We start from the raw sequence: 20,148 nt of genomic DNA on the forward strand, positions 1-20,148 counted from the left end.
ACGCAATTATGCCGAGGCATAATTGATTGAGGGCTTGGCATCATTTTCTTTTTGAAAGTATTCCGAATAGCCTCTAGAATTATGCTGGATTGACAGAAGCATTTCGAATCGCCATTGTTATGATAGAGTAGAGGAAAGCACTAAAAACTAATAAACTACTTAATAGAGCAAAGGTAGATATATTTGATAGTAGGTCAAACAAAGGAGAATACCACTTGAAAATGATTGTAACAATCGGAATTAAGCCGAGTAACCCTATAAAACTGTAACCGCCAAGAGTTCCTAAGCGATAAAAGACAACATTCAATAAAAGACCAGATGTTAGGAAGAAGAGCAGTAAAACAGTATCTAATGTCATCATTCGCAAAAATGATGGAGAATTATCAATTAGTAAAATAGGATGGATAATGAATAGGTTAGAAACGTAAGGGATTATTTTTTGTGTACAAGTACTTATGAAGGAACCTATTAAGCTCCACGAGATGAAAAAGAGTCCTACATTGAACATATATTGTAAGCGACTTAAACCCAGTTTTAAAAAATAGGGCAAGGTTTTATTTAGTAGCTTTGCCGCCATTATACCGTAAAAGATATAAACAGGTATAGAAACGGAGATGGCAATGGAAATATTTTGCCCAAAGAATTTACTTAAGAATACAGACAATAGGATGATCGAAAATAATATGCACCAAAACGTCATAATTTGTTTTTTATAACTTTGAAATAATACATAAAAGCAACCCTTTATTATTTTCATTAAATAGTCCTCGCTTTCCGCTGTTTACTTAAATACACCAACATTTCTTGTAATGAAACACGTTCAAGCTTAATATTCTGCCCGTTGATGGATTGACCATTAGCGTAGACAATTGCAGTTAACTCCTGCATAAACGTATGCTTATAAATAGTCTTTAGACCATTAATTGCCTGTTCAACATCAGCAGGACCACCTTTAACTGCAACAATATGCTCATGCCATTCCTCCGTTGTTTTCTGAAGCAGTAATTGTCCCTCGTGTAAAATAAGTATTTCCTCAAATAGCTCACTTGCCTCATCAATTAAATGTGTAGACAAAATAAAAAGTCTTGGATTTTCGGTTTGTTGTTCAATTAATAAATCATAAAAAGTATTTCGGGCAGCTACATCAAGTCCGATATAAGGCTCATCAAAGATCGTAATCCCTGCATTACTCGCAAAGCCTGTAATAATGCCTAATGCAGACACCATTCCTTTTGATAAACTGCGAACCTTATCTTTTGGATTTAGAGCAAAGACTTCCAGTAGCTCCATAGCAAGATCGCCATCCCATTTTGGGTAAAAGAAGCTATTAGCCTTTAACGTTTGTGCAATTGTCATCTCCTCTTGAAAGTTTCCACTCTCTGCAACAAAGCAAATATCACGTAAAGTTAAAGGTACATTGAAAACATTCTCTCCATTGACAGAAATGTTCCCATTGGTTGTAGAGATGAGTCCTGATAATAAATTTAAGAATGTTGTTTTACCAGCGCCATTATGACCCAAAAATCCAATGATTTTAGGTCCTTCAATTGTAAAAGAGATATTTTTTAAAGCTTCTTTATGTCTATATGATTTACTAACATTTTTCACTTCAATTTTCATACGTTAACCCCTTTGTAACATATTTTGTAATTCTACATCTGAAATACCTAATCGTATTGCTTCTTTCTTCAATGGCTCTATATGTTGTTGGAAAAAGGTTTCCTTACGCTCTGCAATTAATATCCCGCGCGCATCAGTACTGACAAACATGCCCACGCCGCGTTTTTTATAAATTACACCTTTGTCCACTAATTCGTTCACACCCTTTCCAGCTGTTGCAGGATTAATTTGATATTCTTTTGCAAATTCATTTGTAGAAGGAATGCGATCTTCGGGTTGTAGCTGTCCATCTAGAATTGCATCCTCTATTCGTTCACGAATTTGCTGGAAAATGGGTTTTTCATTATTTAAAGAATGAATCGCTATCCACCTCCTTAGTCAATCGGTTAATTACTTATGTAACTAACCATATAACATAAGGTTTTTTTTGTCAATTTTTTATATAAAAAATTTTAGTTGACTGAATGCATTCATTAAGTTAAGATAGCAAGCGAATATGAAAGAGGTTCATAGCGCATACCCTCTATAAAAAACTATGGATGACGTCATTTACGCCATATCCCAAAAATGCGGATATGGCGATTTTTTTTTAGATTTAATGCGTAATGGACTTCTCACAACTTGAGGAGGCATTTTTATGACAGGAAGAAATGAAGAACAAGGCTTACAGGATTTAACACTACTTGGTAACCAAAATACAAAGTATTTATTTGAATATTCACCAGAAATACTTGAAGCGGTTGATAATTTGCATACTGAAAACGATTTTTTTGTGAAATTTAATTGCCCAGAATTTACAAGTCTTTGTCCAATGACAGGGCAGCCTGACTTTGCGACAATGTATATTTCTTTTATTCCAGATAAAAAGCTAGTAGAGAGTAAATCATTAAAGCTCTATTTATTTAGCTTCCGTAATCACGGAGACTTCCATGAGGATTGTGTTAACATCATCATGAATGATTTAATAAAGCTGATCGAGCCGCGCTATATTGAAGTATGGGGCAAGTTTACGCCGCGTGGTGGCTTGTCCATAGATCCTTGGTGTAACTATGGTCGCCCAGGCACAAAATATGAAAAAATGGCGGAGCATCGTTTGATGAACCATGATATGTATCCTGAAAAGGTGGATAATCGCTGATGCTTTACTATTTAAATGGACTGTTTGTAGGCTTTTTAATTTTAGCAAATGTTTTAGCAGTTAAAGTGTTTAGTATAGGTGGATGGATGATACTTCCAGCTGCGGCGATTTTAATTATTTTTACTTATCCTCTTATTGATGTAATTTGTGAGGTATATGGCAAGGAAGCGGGCAGTCGTACAGTAAGAACAGGACTTATGGCACAAGTGTTTGCAGCATGCTTTATCGCTATTGCCATTGCACTACCACCTGCACAAGCCTTTACTCATCAGCAGGAGTTTGAGACAATTCTAGGTGGCAGTATGCGTGTCATTATTGCGAGTCTTGTAGCCTATTCGGTCAGTGTTAATTTGGATGTAGTGATATTTAGTAAATTCAAAGAAAAGCATGGAAACGGTAAGCTATGGCTTCGAAACAATGTGTCTACGATGTTAAGTCAACTCATCGATACGGCATTATTTATTACGATAGCCTTTTATGGAATAATGCCAATGAAAGTGTTACTGACATTATTTATAACACAGTATTTGTTTAAATTTTTTGCGTCCATTGTAGCAACACCACTTGTTTACGGGCTAGTTTTCGTTGCGCGAAGATTTGATAAACGTAAAGGCTTTGAACCATCTCATTACTGAGGTGGTTCGAAGTGTTGAAAATCAATGAAATAAAGTATGCCTCTTCTGCAAAACTGGGACTTGGCACTTTTCGGGTAGTTTGGAACAGAGATTACCTTCGTCTAAAATATATAATATTTCCAAATATCTGAACTGCTATTTTTCCTAAAATTTGAGCCATCTCAATACTGAGATGGCTTTTTGCTGTGTGCCTTATCAATTAGATGAGCACTATAAGGCAAGAACGAAATTTTTTATATTGAAAATACAGACAACCAAGTTCGGTAGAAATAGCTTAAGTACTTGAAGAACGATTGAAGGTATTTGTGCTGTATATGGGACTAGATATTCCTGAACAAGCCAATGAATCAAAAACATCCCGAATGAATATTGATTTACTAAATTAATGATTTTTAGCTTTGGCGCAATTCTAACAAATGCTAAAATGCCATAAAAAATACCAGCTAAGCACCTCACTTTTTCCACGTTTATAGCTCCATTTTTGCATATGTGCCATGTTACGGCGGAGCATATACTGTGGATGAGAAGGGGGGAGGTGAGAATATATGAAAATTAACTGGATGATCCGTTTTCAGCATAAACCATTCTTAATTGCTCTATTTTCGTTGATTTTATTACTCGCACAGCAAGTAGCAGCTATTTTTGGTTATGATTTAACGAGTGCAATAAGTGAACAGACAATGAGCATCGTAAATACCGTATTATCAATTTTCGTTTTAATAGGGGTTGTTATAGATCCAACTACATCGGGCACCAGTGATAGTCAACGTGCTTTAATGTATCGAAGACCTAGATAAACCAGGGGTGAAAATAAATAAAAAGTGTAATTTTACAATAAGAATATATATGTTATAATGTTAAAAAATTGATATAGCGGGGAGGATGATTGAATGTCGCTTGAAATGGAGCAGAGGATTGCCAAGCTTGAGCAGGAAATGATGGATTTACGGCATGAATTAGAAGGCTTAAAGCGTCAACAATCTGTTGAAAAACCAAGTACATTGAGTGTCAAGAAGCCCATGGTTGATCAATTTGCGCCGAAACCAGTGCAAAATTCAAAGTCGAATTCAAATTTAAAACCAAAGCCCAAAACAATGCCAGCTCCAGAAAAAAAGGTGCAACCACAGCGAACGTTTGAGGAGCGTATTATGTGGGCACTTCCAAAATTATTTATGGTTATTTTAGTGATGGGGGTGCTTTGGGGTCTTAAGCTCGTGAGTGATTACGGCTATTTATCGAACGAGGTTAAAATCATCCTCGCCTATGCATTATCGCTTGCTTTAGCCGCAATAGCTTATGTATTGGAGCGTAGGAAAATAGGGTCATCAGCCATAACGATTTCTTTATACGGCGGGGCATTTATTGTCGGGATATTAACAACAGCTGCTAGTGCGATATTGTATGAAATCATCGGTTTAACGATGGCACTTGTAATTGCCGCTGTTTATATCGGGTACGGTATTGCTATTAGCTATTTGAAGAAAAATGAAGGGCTAACAATATTTATAGCGTTTACCTCGTTATTACTACCTTATTTACTAGAATATATGAATCTAAGTCCTATTATTATCTTAATCTATGTGGTCGTACTATTTACGATGCTACAATTTGTGATTCATCAACACAAGCAGAAATTGGCTCTCTATATTGCCACATTTTTCTCAGTGTTAGCTGTCAGCATTATAGCGTTTATGAACCACGACAATCGAGTTGTTTTTGCAATAGGTTTCCTTGTTGTTCTAACTATTTTTTACACGAGTTGGTGCCGTTTATATAATGCAGATTCGAAATTGAAATATATTCATGTTGGACTTCAATTCAGCCTAGGAGCATTTAGTTTATTGCTCTTAAACTTTATCATTAGTCCAATTGATTATAGTGAAGCACTATTACTCATATTAGTTTGCTTGTTTGCAGCTTTAGCGGGTTATGGTTATAAGCAAAAATGGCAGGAGGCATTTGATAGTGCCGTAACACTCGCATTTATTACACTATGTAATACGCTACTAGTTATGAATTTACCAGAGAGAGTGGATAATTTGCTAATCCCGTTCATCACCTTTGCAGGCGTTATGATGAGTTTACGTTTGCGAGCAAGTTTGTTGAAGGTTGTCAGCTCATTTTCATTTATGATTATACTCTCGTTAAGCTTTATAATTCATGAGCCGACACCATTTTTCAGCATAGATCATGTTAGCTTGATAATGCCAGGAATATATCTCCTGATTATTTATCTATACGCAAGACGTCCAAAAGAGACTCTGACTGTATTTGAAAAGTTAATGAAGGATCTATATGTGATTGACTTTTTAGCAGTAATAACGACTGGTTATTTCTTAGCCTATACCGGAAAGCTTGATGTAACATACTTTGCAGGTGCTGGTAATATTCCGCATCTAATGTGTATCATCCTCGCTTTACTTTTCGCGGGATCACTTTTAGTGCCAACAAAATATAAAGGGCGTGTACTAACGCCAGTCCTTAGTGTATTTTTCATTCTCTTCACACTAATGCTTGAAGCTATTCCGTACAATATGCAGGGTGTCGATTGGTTAAATATATTGACAAGAATCGTGTACATTGCTGTTATCTTAGCAATTATGATTGATTTACTGATGAAGGGACGCATTTATCAAATCTATCAAGAGCAAATAGAGAAGCTTCTTGACATAATTGTAAGTGCAGGCGTTGTACTAACGATGATATCCGTTTTGGGTCTCATATCCCATCTTACCTACAACGGTTTACTTGATTGGAAGCTAAGCATTGCCTTCTCAACGATTACATTATTCTTGACAGCAAGTATTTCTCTATGGCTTAGCACCGTGCGTAATTTACGAATATTACGCATAACAGGTTTTGTCATTTTAGTTATTGGGTTTATTAAGCTTATATTCTTTGATTTGTCAGCACTAGACTTATTAATACGAGCAGTCCTGTTTATCACGATCGGTGGAATTGGATTGCTGTTGTCGGGAAGGTTGTTGCGGAAATAATAGAAGAGAGATTCCAATGTAGTGTTGGAATCTCTTTTTTATTATGCTGTTTTCTTAAAGATTGTTGCTGTTTTTATGTTTGATATTTCGTAAATCGAATATTTAATTAAAGCTACCCGTTAGCCATCCATGTAGCGCAAAAACCAGCGCTACATCACAGAAAATGAAAGATGATTAAGTTCTTTCATGGGAGTTTAATAAGAACAGCGACGCTTCTTCAACTAAAGTTCTTGTTAGTTTAAGTTTTCTTGTAATAAAAAAAGACAAAAAAATAACCTAAAACCCCGTCGTATCAAGGATTCAAGAGGTTATCTTAAAATATTTGATATTAAGGTTAAAAGGTTTTATGCGTTCTCAAGATTATCTACCAGAAGATGATTTAGAGGTTTGAAAGAGCTAACGCTATAGATTTAAGTATAAAAAACAGCAATAGCTAACTAACTGGCTTTGCTGTTTTTAAACAATTCTCCCTCTTTATATAAGGCTGTTTTCTCAAAGATTGTTGCTTCTGGTTTGTCTATCTTATTCAACTAAAGCGCCCAGTTTATTGCATAACGGCTTCTTCATCTTATTTTTCTTCAATACCTATAAAATTATCTTTTGCCTACTATTATTGTGTTAAATATGTAAAAGTTAAAGTTCTACATCCTTCTTGTTATGCCTTCTTTTTACTACAAGTATTAGGTAAACAATCACAAATAAAATTAAGTAAGCAGTTAAAATAATTCCGAGTCCAACCCAGATGCCTTTTTCAAAGAGGCTATCGAACCTCGTATGAGGAGGAATCAGTCTGAATAATAACTTGATAATCATAATAGTCAAAGCAATGGTCGCAGCGTCCTTTACATTTCTCATTGATACACCACCTTATAATACAGTAAAGCATATTCATTTCTGTTTATTTCTCTTTATTAGGTCCTTCAACGATCCCGTAACTAAAGTCTAGAAAAATCACACATAAAATCAATGTTTGTTGTACGATTTGAAATCCTTTAAGGCTCGTAAACATTTCCTTTATAACAACTGCCACTTTATCTTTTATTGTTGAGAGAAGCTTAATTGAGCACTATTCCTGTGCCACCTGAATATACGAGGGGAAATTGCCAAAAAGTTCAATTAACTATATTATACATTTTGGGGCGGTGAATGTCTTTATGGATAAGAATTATATCGTGGTTTTAAATAATATGCTTCTTAAAGTAAACTGCACCGTTAGTACAATAAGAAAAAAGAGCTGTCTAAAACAGCTCAATGATCTTCAAGTAAAGCACCCCGTTTGTTTAAGAACAATTCTTCACAAACTTTTCTAACTCTACATTTCATCAATATTTTTATTCAACAAATTAAGTTCCTCATCAAGTGATGTGCCACTGTCCTTCTTTGTAATTTCGAAAGGTTTTTTATAAAGACAAGCATATTTCAAAGCAAGAAATCCATCGACTGGAAATGTGGAAATTTGCCATTCTTGACGGTATCCTAAAATTCCCCTTTGTTTAATAATTCGGTCCAATTCTTTTACTACACATAGTACAAATTCATCAAAGTTGCATTTCGTCTTTAATACCGTTTTAGGCAAATTAGGATTCCTTTTTCTATCTACAATAGGATTTTGAACTTCTGTAATGATAATTTCTATGTCTTCAATATCTCGCTTAAATTCCCAACGCAATAAATAAGGACCAGTATGCCACTCAATACCTCCATTGATTTTATGAAAAGCACCTTCTTTCCAACTTAATTTGCATAATGGATGTATTGATGCTAAATATGAAACAAAGTCTCCGAGAGCATCTGAATGAAAAGTAGGATAAAACTCAAATTTTTGCTCGTTAATCTCTAAAACACAGGTTGCATTACCACTTTTAATATTTACATATGAAAATTTCAAATTAGACCACCTCCACAATATATCAAAGACTATAATATATATTTCTTAACATAATAGTTTAAACCTTTTTGTGTTACCTGACCGTTAGTACAATAAGAAAAAAGAGCTGTCTAAAACAGCTCAATGATCTTCAAGTAAAGCTACCCGTTAGTAGAAGTATATTTCTTCACAAATTCTTGGATATTCGTAAAAAGTAGTGGATGATTATTTACTAATTTCCTCATATGGATTAGTAACTTTTCTATTCTATATTTTGAAGGTTTTTCGCTAATCAACAATTTCAATCCATTACATAATTTAGGATATACTTTTCTCAATTCGATTTGCATAAATATGTATAACTATTATTCCTATAGGTATTAGAATAATCGAAATTATAATAGCTAAATGAATGGGAAGCAAAGAAGTAAAGGCAATTAAAATTCCCAATATAACCAATATAATACCACCAAATCTCTGTGTTTTTTTCCATGTCGTATCATCATTAAGAGTAGCTGAAGTTCGAATGCCGATAAATAAATTTTTCTTCTTTATCCTTGGTGAATAGTTTCCAATTAATATTAGGAATAACCCAATCAGAACAAAAAGGAATTTTTCTGTTTTTAAGGATTCGTCTTTTACATTAATTAAAAATAGAACATTTATAGAAAAAGTAAAAATAATCATAAAAATCGTTATAGGAGTATTTATTTTTTGTTTGTTTGTATTCTTGTTATCAAAAAGAAGGAAAAGGTAAGTTATTAATAAAAGAATAAAGCTAAATACAAAGAAAATACTCATCACAAAAAATTTTTCTTCATATCTATCTACAGTTCCGTTCGTATAATGCATTGGTACTTCAATTGGTAAATATTCATACGAAAAAAACCATAAAAGTAGAACAGAAATAAAAGAAATAAGTAATGCCCATACATGTCTCATTAGTTATCATTCTCCTTTTCATTACTAAATTTTATTACCCATCCTAAAAGTTCTTGAAAAATCGTCATATTTAATGAATAAATAATATATTTTCCATGTTTAGAGGATTCAATTAGTCCACAATTTTTTAAAATAGCCAAATGTTGAGATATACTCGGTTGCGAAATTCTAAAATGCTCTGTGATTTGACCAACAGTCAAATCCTCTTCTTTTAAGAGATCCAAAATTCTCCTTCGAGTTGGATCTGATATCGCTTTATACACATCAAACAAAAATCAACTCCCCTTTCCCAAATACATTAACATATAGCTATATAACTATATGTAAGATATCACATAAATACTCGTAAGTAAATATCGTAAAGTATTTTGCTGAATTACTTATCTGATACTAAGAAAATCGTTACAATAATTCCTTGTTCAACTATCCTGCACCGTTAGCCATCCATGAAGCGCGGAAATAAGCTCTTCACCACAGAAAATGAAAGATGGGATTAAGTTCTTTCATGGGAGTTCAATAGCAACAATCTTTAAGAAAACAACCTTTATCATTGTTCTAATAACTTATTTTCTTTAATTAATATATTTGTATCTCCGATTACTGGCGAAAGGACCAGAGCCTAGTCAGGAGGGATATGAATATCCTCTTGCGGCGGGCATCGTTGAAAATGCGACAATTATTGATGAGGTAGCACTTTTTGAAATTATAAAAGAACAGGTAGTGAAATGGACTGGGAAACTACAGGAGGTAGTGCTCGAAAATAAATTAACAAGTAGTAAAAAATCATCTATTATGCTATTAATAGCTTTAATAGCTGCTATTTTATTTGCTTTATATTACCTAAAATGAATGAAGTCTAATCGAAAGAAAGCGATGTGAAGCAACTTCAACAACAAATAGCAAGGGCAACTAGTTAAGTTAGATGAAAAGTAAAGAGTACCTACCTCAAATCTTTTAGCGATGAGACAAAAACTACTGGAAACAAGAGCGATTGAAAAAGTTGTTTTAGATTTAGCTGAGACAGAAGAAGTAACAGGGACACGTGGATCAATTAGAGAAGGACGCCAATTTAACTTTAAAAGCTACTATACAAATAACAACAACATTCTATTATGAAGGACAAAAGCGCGCATACTTCAAATGTATGGGCGTCTATTAGTATAGGAGGACATAAAAATGGAAATTGCTTATACAATTACAGTATTTATTTTTGGGCTCGTTCTAGGCTCATTTTTTAATGTAGTTGGCTTACGTGTGCCTTTGAAGGAGTCCATTATGCGTCCACCCTCGCATTGCACTTCTTGTAAGAGACAGTTGACGCCGCTTGATTTGGTGCCTGTTTTGTCTTATTTATTTTTAGGTGGAAAATGCCGTAGCTGTGGACAAAAAATTTCTTGGATTTATCCATTGATGGAACTTATAACAGGTGTATTATTTGCCTTTTCTTATTGGAAATTAGGCTTTAGTGCAGAATTTTTTGTAGCGCTATTATTAATTTCATTATTAGTCATTATTGTTGTATCGGATTTTGCGTATATGCTTATTCCAGATAAGGTACTATTATTCTTTTTACCATTGCTAGTTTTTGGACGCGTGATATCCCCTTTGTCTCCATGGTGGGATAGTATAGTAGGTGCTGTCGTAGGTTTTGGCATATTATATTGTATAGCTGTTCTATCAAGAGGTGGAATGGGTGGTGGCGATATTAAATTATTCTTTTTACTTGGTCTCATACTCGGGACAATACATGCAATTCTGACGCTATTTATAGCCGCCGTGATTGGCATGATTGTTGGGATAGTTGTGTTAAAGGTAAGGAGGCAGGGAAGAAAAATTCCTATACCATTCGGACCATCAATTGCTCTAGCAGCTGTTATAGTTTATTTCTATGGGGATGCGTTGATGAATTGGTATCTCAGATTTTGGTGATTAATCAGTGGGGATCCTTCAATGATTAATAGTCTTCACTAACCAGGCTTTACAGGTAGTTTATTGCGGGATAAATCTTGTAGATCATGGAGGGGTTAAGATGAAACCGATTATCGGTATAACGGCTTTTGCAGAGGATGATTTGTCCTCAAGATTAAATGCTGCGTATAGCAAAAGTATAATTGAAGCTGGTGGTGTTCCACTTATAATTCCGCTTGGAGTGGAAAAGGATGTAGCACAAATTTTATCGTTGACGGACGGGTTATTACTATCGGGTGGCTATGATGTACATCCATTCCTCTTTGATGCAGAACCTACTCCAAAATTAGGGAAGCTTCATCCAGAAAGGGATTCGGTTGAGCTTGCGTTAATCAAATCGGCCAGTATTCGGAAAATGCCAATTCTCGGAATCTGTCGAGGGCTCCAAATACTAAATGTTGCGTTTGGAGGCACAGTCTATCAGGATATTGAAAGCGAGTACCATAGTCGAAAATTAATAAAGCACATGCAACAAGCGGCACGAGGCGTTACTACACATCATGTTAATCTAACACCTAATACATTATTAAAAACGATTATTGAAGAAGAAAAAATTGCTGTGAATTCATTTCATCATCAGGCAATAAACGTAGTAGCAGAAAAATTGAAAGTGGTAGCAAAATCAAGTGATGGTATCGTTGAAGCGGTAGTACACGAAGATCTACCATTTTGTTTAGCAGTACAGTGGCATCCTGAAGAGCTAGCCATTGCCGGAGATGAAGTATCAAAGAGATTATTTACTTCATTTGTACAGGCAAGTTTGAAGTTCAAGGTAGGGGCATGAATCTTTAGAAGCATAGATTTTTTTATCAAGGACAAAATAACCTTGGTGATAAACATGAAAAAAATAGAGTTGGTAGTGCTGGCTTTTTTACTGTTATATTTTTCAATTCAACATGTAAAAGCCGGACCTTATGATGATGACGTAGTAAGTAATTTTCTGATTGCGATGGCCAATAAAGAGGAAGAACAGCTAAAAACTTATGTATCTTCAAATGTTAAAATTCCTGAAATAAGGGAAGAGACTCCAATTAGTGGATTTTCAGGCTTACCTTCACCTAAAGAGAATGATAGAGTAGCGTTTATATGGGAAATTACTTTTAATCAAGAAAAAGTTACAGATATTCGTGTTGTTTACGATGGTTCCAATCCATTTATGAATGAATCGAAAATTATTAAGGAATATATGAACAAGCATATAGTGAATATCCTGACGGTATCCCAATTTCCTTTTGACATTACGCATGTAGAAGGAAGTATAAACAATGATATTCTCCTAATAAGGTATCAAAATGTAAATTCACATGGATTGTTACAAGTGAGAGTTGAACCCGATGAAGAGAATTTAAAGGCAGCAGAGGGTGAAAATATTTACACCTTAAAAAATGGAATAAGAGCATTGTATCAGCCGAACGTAAATCAACTGATATTTGTTCATGACAGTTTAAAATATTCAATTAGTATAGAAAGTGAAATAACAGAAAATTTTACAGTGCAAGATTTACTTGAAATTGCAAATTCGATGTTTTAAAGGCTTATCATTAAAAATTGAGGATGAGGCGACTCCTTGGAGCGAGCCAGTAGGGGAGCGCAAGCTAAAGGCATTATTATGATAACGACTTCATATCGGAAAAACTCTAGTCGAAAACGTTTAAATTAACTAAATACATTTCTTACGTGTAAGGAATCCATTTAAAGTGGATTCTTTTTTAGTTCTGTATAATAAGGCTAAAAGAATATGAGAAAAAGAGGTATATGCTCCTCTGTGAACATAATATCCTCTTTTTATAATTTAATATTGAGATAACTTTTAGTGTACACGGCGATAAAGACCTACAACTTGCCCTAAAATAGAAACTTGGTCTACGATAATTGGCTCCATTGTTGCGTTTTCAGGCTGTAAACGAAAATGATTTTTTTCCTTGAAGAAACGTTTTACAGTTGCTTCATCCTCTTCAGTCATTGCCACGACAATATCCCCATTATCAGCAGTTGCTTTTTGTTTAACAATAACTAGATCTCCGTCAAAAATGCCAGCTTCAATCATTGATTCACCCATAATTTCTAGCATAAATAACTGATCTTCACTTGTACCATAAATATCTGGCAGTGGAAAATATTCGTCGATATTTTCAATAGCAGTTATCGGAGAACCTGCAGTAACCTTACCAACAAGTGGGACATGTATAACATGTTGCTTTTGAATAGAATCCTCTGGCTCTAGAATTTCAATGGCACGTGGTTTAGTTGGATCGCGTCGAATCAAGCCTTTTTGCTCTAAACGAGCTAAATGACCATGAACTGTTGAGCTTGAAGCTAGTCCAACTGCTTCACCAATCTCACGTACAGATGGTGGATACCCCTTTGCACGCACCTCTTCTTTAATGAACTCTAATATGGCCTCTTGTCTTTTCGAAACTTTTTTCATGATTGCTCACCTCTTTTTTCTAATCATTCTACTTATTAGTAGTATAACAGAATGCGAACACTTAAGCAAACATAGGTTCGAAAAGTGTTTGACAAAAACGTTTGTTCGCATTAATATGAGAACATATATTCCGAACAAACATTCTAGAAAAGGGGTTTTAAACATGAATTGGTTAAAGGAAAATCCACATATTACAACTTTATTAGGGGCTTGTCTACTATTTGCAGCATACCTTTTTATAACAGATCCAGGCGATGTTACGTACACAGAAATTGAAATTGCACAAGGAGATAGCTTATGGTCGTTAGCCGAACAATACCGTGGTAAAATGAAATCGGATGAATGGATTCAGCTTGTAAAAACAGAAAATGAATTATCGAACGTACAAATTATTGCAGGTGAATCCCTAGTGATCCCAGTAGTGGGTGACCAAACCAATCCTATAAATTCAATTGAAATTGCGAGAAACGAAAAATGATTAATAATCAACAATCGGCTGTTGTCTATTGCCGTGTGAGTACAGAAAAAGAGACACAAAGTTCCTCATTAGAGCGTCAGCAGGAGGAGTTGATGCGCTATGCTAAAGAACAGGGCTACGAAGTCAAGCGTGTTTTTAATGACAAGCATAGCGGCTATGATGTGGAACGTGAAGGTTTACTAGAAATGCTCGATTTCATAAAAGAAAAAGAAATAACAGCATTATTTGTGCAAGATGAAACACGCTTAGGACGTGGAAATGCTCGAATGGCAGTGTTGCATTTATTGCAGAAAACCGAAACTGATGTTTTTTCTATGCGAGACGAGGGACCATTACAATTAAACGAAATGGATACGATGCTCCTAGAAATTTTAGCGATTGTAGAGGAGTACCAACGTAGAATTCATAATGCTAAAATACGTCGTGGCATGCGTCGTGCCGTAGAAAATGGATATCGCCCAGAAAACAATTTATCCAACCGTGGAAATCCAAACGGTCAAGAACGTAAGGATGTTCCTGTAGAAGAAATTATCAACCTACGCAATCGAGGCTTCACCTTTGAGGAAATCGCCATGACTCTTAGAGGTCTAGGCTTTAATGTAAGCAAAGCTACTGTCCATAGGAGATATCGGGAACATCAAGAAGGAAGCGGACAAAATAAAGTGACGTTTTAATCAGTGGGAGTTTTATCGTCCCACTGATTTTTTTATTTTTAAAAGCTTTAAGCTCCAAAGGTTAAGGATAGAAACGGCGAAGTGATGGATAGGATCGTCAAAATGACGGATAGAACGTCGAAAGTGAGGGATAGAATGAATAACTAAAATCCATTACCATGTTGCATGGATATAGAACCGTATCCAGTAGAAAATGAAAAAATAAGAGAAGTAGCGATTTCTACTCCTCTCCTCATAAATTCTATATAATATTGAAAAACATTTATATCACCTATAACTAAGTTTTAATATTAATTAGAGCTAATTCGTTATTCTCGATACCAATTTTCATCAAAAGAGAGGTGTAGGGCTTTACCCACAGCAATGCCAAATTGTACAAAACCTCTACCTCTTGCAGTTATTATATTCCCATCTTGGACAACTAAATCTTCCGAAAAATGACTAAGATCGAAGAAACCTAACTTCTGCATACCTTCTGGTGACAATCCTACAGTATACTTTTTGTTTTTTAATACTCCAGCTATCGCTAAAAGAGATGGAGAGCTAGATATACTTGCAATGATTGCCCCTTTGGCACTCACAGTACTAATAAAATCTATTAATTCTTGTTCATTTATTATTAAAGCTATATCCATACACCCTGGTAATATCAGGCTATCGATTTCATCAAGATTAACTTCATTTAATTGTTTATCGGCTATACATGATAAACCAGATTCTCCTTTAATTTTTTCTCTGTTTAATCCAACAGTTACAAGGGGCTTATTTCCTTGCATTAATATAGATAATGCTACACTCAATTCATATTCACTAAATTGGGGATACAATAATACAGCGGTCTTTTTCATATAATTCTCTCCTCTATTTTAAAACGAAGATTTGGAAATCAACATGGTAGTAGAGTAGATATTATTAATCCCTGAATACCCATTCCTCATCTAAGACAGCATAGTAGTATTCATCCCACCACTCATCTCCATTTGGTATACATTTTTTGAAATAACCCTCACGTCTCATGCCGATTTTCTCCATCACTCGATAGGATGGGATATTTTCTGGCTGGCACGTTGCAATAATTCTATGAAGTTTCATATCCTTAAATCCGTAGTCCAGTATAGCTCTTGCTGCTTCAGAGGCGTATCCATTATTGTAATAGTTCGGATTCAATACCCAACCAATTTCATACGTATGGTCACCAAAATATTGATGGAAAACAATATGACCAATAACAATATTTTCGCTTATTAAAATAATTGGAAAGTATTTTGCTTTTTCTCTGCTATTTTCTGAAACAAACTTTTTTGCGTCTTCTTCATTAAAAACGCCCTCTGGAATATACTTCATCACATTTGGATTTGAAGTATATTCCCAGACGGCTTGCCAATCTTGAACCTCAAATTCTCTTATTAATAGTCTTTTCGTTTTGATAAACATTTCATTCCCCCCAGCATAAATCGATTGTTGTTTTGGAACCCTATAAATTAGTTATACACTTGTGATTTTTTAAAGTCATGTAATTTGTGGTATTTATTTCAAAAACATCTGATTACTAGAAAGGTTGGTATAACTGCATTATTAGGGAATACATGCTATACTTTGCATACCATATTCATTAAGATATGTATTGAAAGGTGTGTAATTATGTTATCAAAAGAAAAAATTAACCGAATCAATGAACTTTCTGCTAAGTCTAAAAATGGTACTTTAACAGAGGCAGAAGCTAAGGAACGATCAGCGCTTCGTAAAGAATATCTAGATACATTTAGAGCAACGATGCGAGATACAATTGAAAACGTAAAAGTGGTAGATGCTGAAGGAAATGATGTAACACCTGAAAAAGTAAAACAAGCGAAAAAAAATAAATTTCTAAATTAATGTGACACATTTAAATCAATTACGCCTCGGCTAATTGCGTCTGGATTTTTAATTGTGCAGCACAATTAATTCCTTTTAAAATCACTGACATCCGCCGGAGGCATTTTCTTTATTCAGTTAGTCTTATACGGTTCATTGCTGTGAAAAAATATTATATTTTAAATAAATTTTTCTACTGAATAAAGATAAAGTATGTAACAAAACGTTAATAGTATAACAAAAGCATTGTTTTCTGAAGCAATGTTTACTAAACTGTAAAAGAACAATATATAGGACGAGAAAGGATGTCACAAAATAATGACTCAACATGCGGATCAACTAGCGATTAATGCTATCCGAACATTGTCAATCGATGCAATTGAAAAAGCAAACTCAGGTCACCCAGGTTTACCGATGGGGGCAGCTCCAATGGCTTATACGCTTTGGACAAAACAACTTCGCCATAATCCGGCTAATCCAAAATGGTATAACCGTGATCGTTTTGTACTTTCTGCAGGCCATGGCTCAATGCTTTTATACAGCCTACTTCATCTTGGTGGCTACGGCTTACCAATGGAAGAAATCCAAAACTTCCGTCAATGGGATTCATTAACTCCAGGACATCCTGAATATGGTCATACTGTTGGGGTAGAGGCAACAACAGGTCCTCTAGGTCAAGGTATTGCTATGACAGTTGGTATGGCAATGGCTGAACGTCATTTAGCAGCTACTTACAACAAACCAGGTCATGACATCGTTGATCACTATACATTCGCACTTTGTGGTGATGGCGATTTAATGGAAGGTGTAGCAGCTGAAGCTATTTCCTTAGCTGGTCACTTAAAGCTTGAGAAGTTAATCGTGTTATACGATTCTAACGATATTTCTTTAGATGGTGATTTAGAAAAATCATTCTCAGAAAATGTACAAAAGCGTTTTGAATCTTATGGTTGGAACTATTTAAAAGTTGCAGATGGTACAGATGTTGAAGCAATTAACGCAGCAATCGAAGAAGCTAAAAAATCAACTGGCAAGCCAACACTTATCGAAGTGAAAACTGTTATCGGTTTTGGTTCACCAAACAAATCAGGTAAAGCTGCTTCACACGGTGCTCCACTTGGTCAAGATGAGGTCGTTTTAACAAAAGCAGCTTATGAATGGACACACGAGCCATTCCAAATTCCTGCTGAAGCATATGATACATTTGCTGAAGCTGCAAAAATTCAAGGGGCACAACCTGAAGAAGCTTGGAATGCTAAGTTTGAAGCATATAAACAAGAGTTCCCAGAATTAGCAGCACAATTTGAAAATGCAATGAACGGTCAATTACCAGAGGATTTCGCTTCAGAATTACCAGTATATGAAGTAGGTAAATCAGTAGCTACTCGTTCTTCTTCTGGAGATGCAATCAATGCAATTGCGAAGAAAACACCATCATTCTTCGGTGGTTCAGCTGACCTTGCTGGCTCAAATAAAACTACGATGAAAGACGCTGGAGATTTCTCAGCAGACGATTATGCTGGCCGTAATATTTGGTTCGGCGTACGTGAATTTGCTATGGGTGCAGCTATGAACGGTATGGCACTTCACGGTGGTCTTAACGTATTCGGTGGTACATTCTTCGTATTCTCTGACTATGTTCGTCCAGCTGTACGTCTTTCTGCATTAATGGGTCTTCCTGTAACTTATGTATTTACACATGACTCAATCGCTGTAGGGGAAGATGGTCCGACACATGAACCAATCGAACACCTTGCATCTTTACGTGCAATGCCAAATTTATCTGTTGTTCGTCCAGCTGATGCAAATGAATCAGCAGTTGCATGGGAGCTTGCAGTAGCATCTGAAAAAACACCAACTGTTTTAGTATTATCTCGTCAAAACTTACCTGTGCTTGACGCGTCTATTGATACAGTACGTGAAGGTGTTGCTAAAGGTGCTTATACAGTGTCTCCTGCTACAAAAGAAGTGGCAGATGCAATTTTAATTGCAACAGGTTCTGAGGTTTCACTTGCAATCGAAGCACAAAAAGCATTAAAAGCAGAAGGCATGGACGTGGCAGTTGTTTCAATGCCATCTATGGATCGCTTCGAAAAACAAGACGCAGCTTATAAAGAATCTGTTCTTCCAAAAGCTGTAACAAAACGTCTTGCAATCGAAATGGGCGCATCATTCGGCTGGCATAAATATACTGGTTTTGAAGGGGACGTTCTTGCAATTGACAAGTTCGGCGCTTCTGCACCAGGTGAATTAGTAATGGAAAAATACGGATTCACAGTAGAAAATGTTGTAGCGAAGGTAAAAGCTCTATAATTAATAAAATACCGCAATACTCAGTGGGTTAAATCTCCTCTGAGTACTGCGGTATTTTTTCATGTTTAGAGGACTTCGCTAAAGAAATCCAAACAGCTGCACAATGAATGAGAATTATGGCAACAAAACAGTAAAAGTCCTTGGAACTTCCTCCAAGGTTTAGTTCATCAACAATAATGCCACTAAACCAAAGAAGCTGACCTGTGACAATGACTGATAGACTTGCAAAAAGTAAACAAAACCAAATTGATACTTTTTTTATTATCACGATAATGAGTAGCAAAACAGCAAAAAGTAGGGTAGCTTCAAAAATCGGATCAAGAAGTGAAAACGTATTTTCATTTACTTAATGCTTATAAGTAAATCGAGTATCCACACAACCCCTCCTTAAAAATAATAATGGTTTTGGTAATAAAAGGTTTCTTTGATTAAGGAATTTGTCTGGTATTAATTTCCGTTTTGTATACAATAATAGAGTAGACATAGAACTAGAAATTAAAAGGAGAGCTAGTAATGAAAAAGTATAGCGTAGTTTTATTTGATTTAGACGGCACATTATCCGATCCTAAAATAGGGATAACGAAATCTGTTCAATATGCTTTGCAGAAAATGGGTATAGTTGAAGAAGATTTTGATAAGCTTGAAACGTTGATTGGGCCTCCATTGCATGTATCATTTCGAGAAATATATGGATTGGATGATGATCAAATACAGCAAGCGATTGCCTATTACCGTGAACGTTTTATCCAATTTGGCATGTATGAGAATAAATTGTATCAAAATATATCCTCATTATTAGAATATTTACAGAAGGAGGGATATCAGTTAGCAATAGCTACATCTAAGCCAACTGTATTTGCAGAACAAATACTACAATATTTCAAACTTGAACATTTTTTTGACCTTGTCGCAGGAAGCAATTTAGATGGTACACGATCAGCAAAAGGAGAAGTTATCGCATTTGTACGCGAACATTTTAATGAAGTGAATATCGATCAATATATTATGATTGGGGATCGTAAATACGATATTGTTGGAGCACATGAAAATCAGATTGATTCTATCGGTGTTACTTATGGATATGGCTCGCTTGAAGAATTAACGGATGCACAAGCAACATACATAGTAAACAGTGTAAATGAGCTGCAAGAACTTTTTAATAGATTAGGTTAAAAAAATACGAAACTACATTGGGAAAATGCAGTTTCGTATTTTTTTGGAAAAAAGATAGAATA

Annotated in this window: 25 protein-coding genes and 1 riboswitch; of the genes, 14 read left to right on the plus strand and 11 right to left on the minus strand. The window is 35.2% G+C overall.

The genetic code is table 11. From position 1 onward, the window contains the following. Nucleotides 1-79: 79 nt before the first annotated feature. Genes ACQKMV_RS03645 through ACQKMV_RS03655 form a run of 3 tightly spaced genes read right to left on the minus strand, consistent with a single transcriptional unit; the run spans nucleotide 80 to nucleotide 1,986 of the window. On the minus strand, nucleotides 80-757 hold the full coding sequence (locus ACQKMV_RS03645) for a hypothetical protein (protein ID WP_427502395.1): 678 nt from the start codon (nucleotides 755-757) through the stop codon (nucleotides 80-82). Then, on the minus strand, nucleotides 757-1,620 hold the full coding sequence (locus ACQKMV_RS03650; protein ID WP_427502396.1) for an ABC transporter ATP-binding protein: 864 nt from the start codon (nucleotides 1,618-1,620) through the stop codon (nucleotides 757-759). Before ACQKMV_RS03650 ends, ACQKMV_RS03645 begins: the two co-directional genes overlap by 1 nt. 3 nt (nucleotides 1,621-1,623) lie before the next feature. Further along, nucleotides 1,624-1,986 (minus strand): GntR family transcriptional regulator, encoded by a 363-nt coding sequence (locus tag ACQKMV_RS03655; RefSeq protein ID WP_427423915.1) that lies wholly within the window; start codon nucleotides 1,984-1,986, stop codon nucleotides 1,624-1,626. Between the two features lie 130 nt (nucleotides 1,987-2,116). Further along, a riboswitch (PreQ1 riboswitch) is annotated at nucleotides 2,117-2,163 on the plus strand. A gap of 94 nt (nucleotides 2,164-2,257) precedes the next feature. On the opposite strand from ACQKMV_RS03655, the gene queF reads away from it, so the two are divergent. Both queF and ACQKMV_RS03665 read left to right on the plus strand, forming a co-directional pair. Continuing rightward, nucleotides 2,258-2,758 carry a preQ(1) synthase gene (gene queF, locus ACQKMV_RS03660; RefSeq protein ID WP_427423916.1) on the plus strand — a complete coding sequence of 167 codons (501 nt, stop codon included), beginning with the start codon at nucleotides 2,258-2,260 and terminating at the stop codon, nucleotides 2,756-2,758. Beyond that, nucleotides 2,758-3,393: a queuosine precursor transporter gene (locus ACQKMV_RS03665; protein WP_427502397.1), complete on the plus strand. Its 636-nt coding sequence runs from the start codon at nucleotides 2,758-2,760 to the stop codon at nucleotides 3,391-3,393. The genes queF and ACQKMV_RS03665 overlap by 1 nt, the downstream gene beginning before the upstream one ends. Nucleotides 3,394-3,603: 210 nt before the next feature. Here the strand turns inward: ACQKMV_RS03665 and ACQKMV_RS03670 are convergent, their stop codons facing one another. Continuing rightward, on the minus strand, nucleotides 3,604-3,858 hold the full coding sequence (locus ACQKMV_RS03670; protein WP_427502398.1) for a hypothetical protein: 255 nt from the start codon (nucleotides 3,856-3,858) through the stop codon (nucleotides 3,604-3,606). Nucleotides 3,859-3,938: 80 nt separating this feature from the next. On the opposite strand from ACQKMV_RS03670, the gene ACQKMV_RS03675 reads away from it, so the two are divergent. Next, nucleotides 3,939-4,190, plus strand: a complete 252-nt coding sequence (locus tag ACQKMV_RS03675; protein WP_427502399.1) for a phage holin — start codon at nucleotides 3,939-3,941, stop codon at nucleotides 4,188-4,190. Nucleotides 4,191-4,283: 93 nt separating this feature from the next. Beyond that, nucleotides 4,284-6,389, plus strand: a complete 2,106-nt coding sequence (locus ACQKMV_RS03680; RefSeq protein WP_427502400.1) for a DUF2339 domain-containing protein — start codon at nucleotides 4,284-4,286, stop codon at nucleotides 6,387-6,389. A 633-nt stretch (nucleotides 6,390-7,022) separates the two neighbouring features. On the opposite strand, the gene ACQKMV_RS03685 is transcribed toward ACQKMV_RS03680, so the two are convergent. The 4 genes from ACQKMV_RS03685 to ACQKMV_RS03700 form a co-directional block, all read right to left on the minus strand. Then, nucleotides 7,023-7,244 (minus strand): hypothetical protein, encoded by a 222-nt coding sequence (locus ACQKMV_RS03685; RefSeq protein ID WP_427502401.1) that lies wholly within the window; start codon nucleotides 7,242-7,244, stop codon nucleotides 7,023-7,025. A gap of 457 nt (nucleotides 7,245-7,701) precedes the next feature. Next, entirely contained in the window at nucleotides 7,702-8,277 is a 576-nt protein-coding gene (locus ACQKMV_RS03690; protein WP_427502402.1) for a hypothetical protein, read from the minus strand. Nucleotides 8,278-8,574: 297 nt separating this feature from the next. After that, the gene (locus ACQKMV_RS03695) at nucleotides 8,575-9,198 is read right to left on the minus strand and encodes an SdpI family protein (RefSeq protein WP_427502403.1); all 624 of its coding nucleotides are present in this window, start codon (nucleotides 9,196-9,198) and stop codon (nucleotides 8,575-8,577) included. Continuing rightward, entirely contained in the window at nucleotides 9,198-9,470 is a 273-nt protein-coding gene (locus tag ACQKMV_RS03700) for an autorepressor SdpR family transcription factor (protein ID WP_427502404.1), read from the minus strand. Before ACQKMV_RS03700 ends, ACQKMV_RS03695 begins: the two co-directional genes overlap by 1 nt. Nucleotides 9,471-9,783: 313 nt before the next feature. Here ACQKMV_RS03700 and ACQKMV_RS03705 point away from each other — a divergent pair, with 313 nt between their 5' ends. The 5 genes from ACQKMV_RS03705 (at nucleotide 9,784) to ACQKMV_RS03725 (ending at nucleotide 12,697) form a co-directional block, all read left to right on the plus strand. Further along, nucleotides 9,784-10,047: a hypothetical protein gene (locus ACQKMV_RS03705; protein ID WP_427502405.1), complete on the plus strand. Its 264-nt coding sequence runs from the start codon at nucleotides 9,784-9,786 to the stop codon at nucleotides 10,045-10,047. A 111-nt stretch (nucleotides 10,048-10,158) separates the two neighbouring features. Continuing rightward, nucleotides 10,159-10,314, plus strand: coding sequence for a hypothetical protein (locus ACQKMV_RS03710; RefSeq protein ID WP_427502406.1), 156 nt, complete (start codon nucleotides 10,159-10,161; stop codon nucleotides 10,312-10,314). Between the two features lie 60 nt (nucleotides 10,315-10,374). Beyond that, a complete protein-coding gene (locus tag ACQKMV_RS03715) occupies nucleotides 10,375-11,127 on the plus strand; it encodes a prepilin peptidase (protein WP_427502407.1) in 753 nt (250 codons plus the stop codon). A 100-nt stretch (nucleotides 11,128-11,227) separates the two neighbouring features. Next, nucleotides 11,228-11,950, plus strand: a complete 723-nt coding sequence (locus tag ACQKMV_RS03720) for a gamma-glutamyl-gamma-aminobutyrate hydrolase family protein (protein ID WP_427502408.1) — start codon at nucleotides 11,228-11,230, stop codon at nucleotides 11,948-11,950. A gap of 54 nt (nucleotides 11,951-12,004) precedes the next feature. Next, on the plus strand, nucleotides 12,005-12,697 hold the full coding sequence (locus ACQKMV_RS03725) for a hypothetical protein (protein ID WP_427502409.1): 693 nt from the start codon (nucleotides 12,005-12,007) through the stop codon (nucleotides 12,695-12,697). 279 nt (nucleotides 12,698-12,976) lie between these two features. Here ACQKMV_RS03725 and lexA read toward each other — a convergent pair whose 3' ends face one another. Next, nucleotides 12,977-13,594, minus strand: a complete 618-nt coding sequence (lexA, locus tag ACQKMV_RS03730; protein WP_427425235.1) for a transcriptional repressor LexA — start codon at nucleotides 13,592-13,594, stop codon at nucleotides 12,977-12,979. 163 nt (nucleotides 13,595-13,757) lie between these two features. Between lexA and yneA the strand changes: the two genes are divergently transcribed. Further along, complete coding sequence (gene yneA / locus ACQKMV_RS03735) at nucleotides 13,758-14,072, plus strand: cell division suppressor protein YneA (RefSeq protein ID WP_427502410.1); 315 nt, start codon at nucleotides 13,758-13,760, stop codon at nucleotides 14,070-14,072. Beyond that, on the plus strand, nucleotides 14,069-14,746 hold the full coding sequence (locus tag ACQKMV_RS03740) for a YneB family resolvase-like protein (protein WP_427502411.1): 678 nt from the start codon (nucleotides 14,069-14,071) through the stop codon (nucleotides 14,744-14,746). The genes yneA and ACQKMV_RS03740 overlap by 4 nt, the downstream gene beginning before the upstream one ends. A 308-nt stretch (nucleotides 14,747-15,054) precedes the next feature. On the opposite strand, the gene ACQKMV_RS03745 is transcribed toward ACQKMV_RS03740, so the two are convergent. Together ACQKMV_RS03745 and ACQKMV_RS03750 are read right to left on the minus strand one after the other, a co-directional pair. Continuing rightward, the gene (locus tag ACQKMV_RS03745) at nucleotides 15,055-15,594 is read right to left on the minus strand and encodes a DJ-1/PfpI family protein (protein ID WP_427502412.1); all 540 of its coding nucleotides are present in this window, start codon (nucleotides 15,592-15,594) and stop codon (nucleotides 15,055-15,057) included. A gap of 64 nt (nucleotides 15,595-15,658) precedes the next feature. Further along, a complete protein-coding gene (locus tag ACQKMV_RS03750; protein ID WP_427502413.1) occupies nucleotides 15,659-16,180 on the minus strand; it encodes a GNAT family N-acetyltransferase in 522 nt (173 codons plus the stop codon). Nucleotides 16,181-16,387: 207 nt separating this feature from the next. Here ACQKMV_RS03750 and ACQKMV_RS03755 point away from each other — a divergent pair, with 207 nt between their 5' ends. The 3 genes from ACQKMV_RS03755 (at nucleotide 16,388) to ACQKMV_RS03765 (ending at nucleotide 20,086) form a co-directional block, all read left to right on the plus strand. Continuing rightward, the gene (locus tag ACQKMV_RS03755; RefSeq protein WP_427502414.1) at nucleotides 16,388-16,621 is read left to right on the plus strand and encodes a DUF896 domain-containing protein; all 234 of its coding nucleotides are present in this window, start codon (nucleotides 16,388-16,390) and stop codon (nucleotides 16,619-16,621) included. Between the two features lie 297 nt (nucleotides 16,622-16,918). Then, nucleotides 16,919-18,913, plus strand: a complete 1,995-nt coding sequence (tkt, locus tag ACQKMV_RS03760) for a transketolase (RefSeq protein ID WP_427502415.1) — start codon at nucleotides 16,919-16,921, stop codon at nucleotides 18,911-18,913. A gap of 513 nt (nucleotides 18,914-19,426) precedes the next feature. After that, nucleotides 19,427-20,086, plus strand: a complete 660-nt coding sequence (locus ACQKMV_RS03765) for an HAD family hydrolase (protein WP_427502416.1) — start codon at nucleotides 19,427-19,429, stop codon at nucleotides 20,084-20,086. Nucleotides 20,087-20,148 lie beyond the last annotated feature (62 nt).

This window comes from Lysinibacillus sp. NPDC094403 (genome assembly GCF_050278745.1).
GTDB lineage: Bacteria > Bacillota > Bacilli > Bacillales_A > Planococcaceae > Lysinibacillus.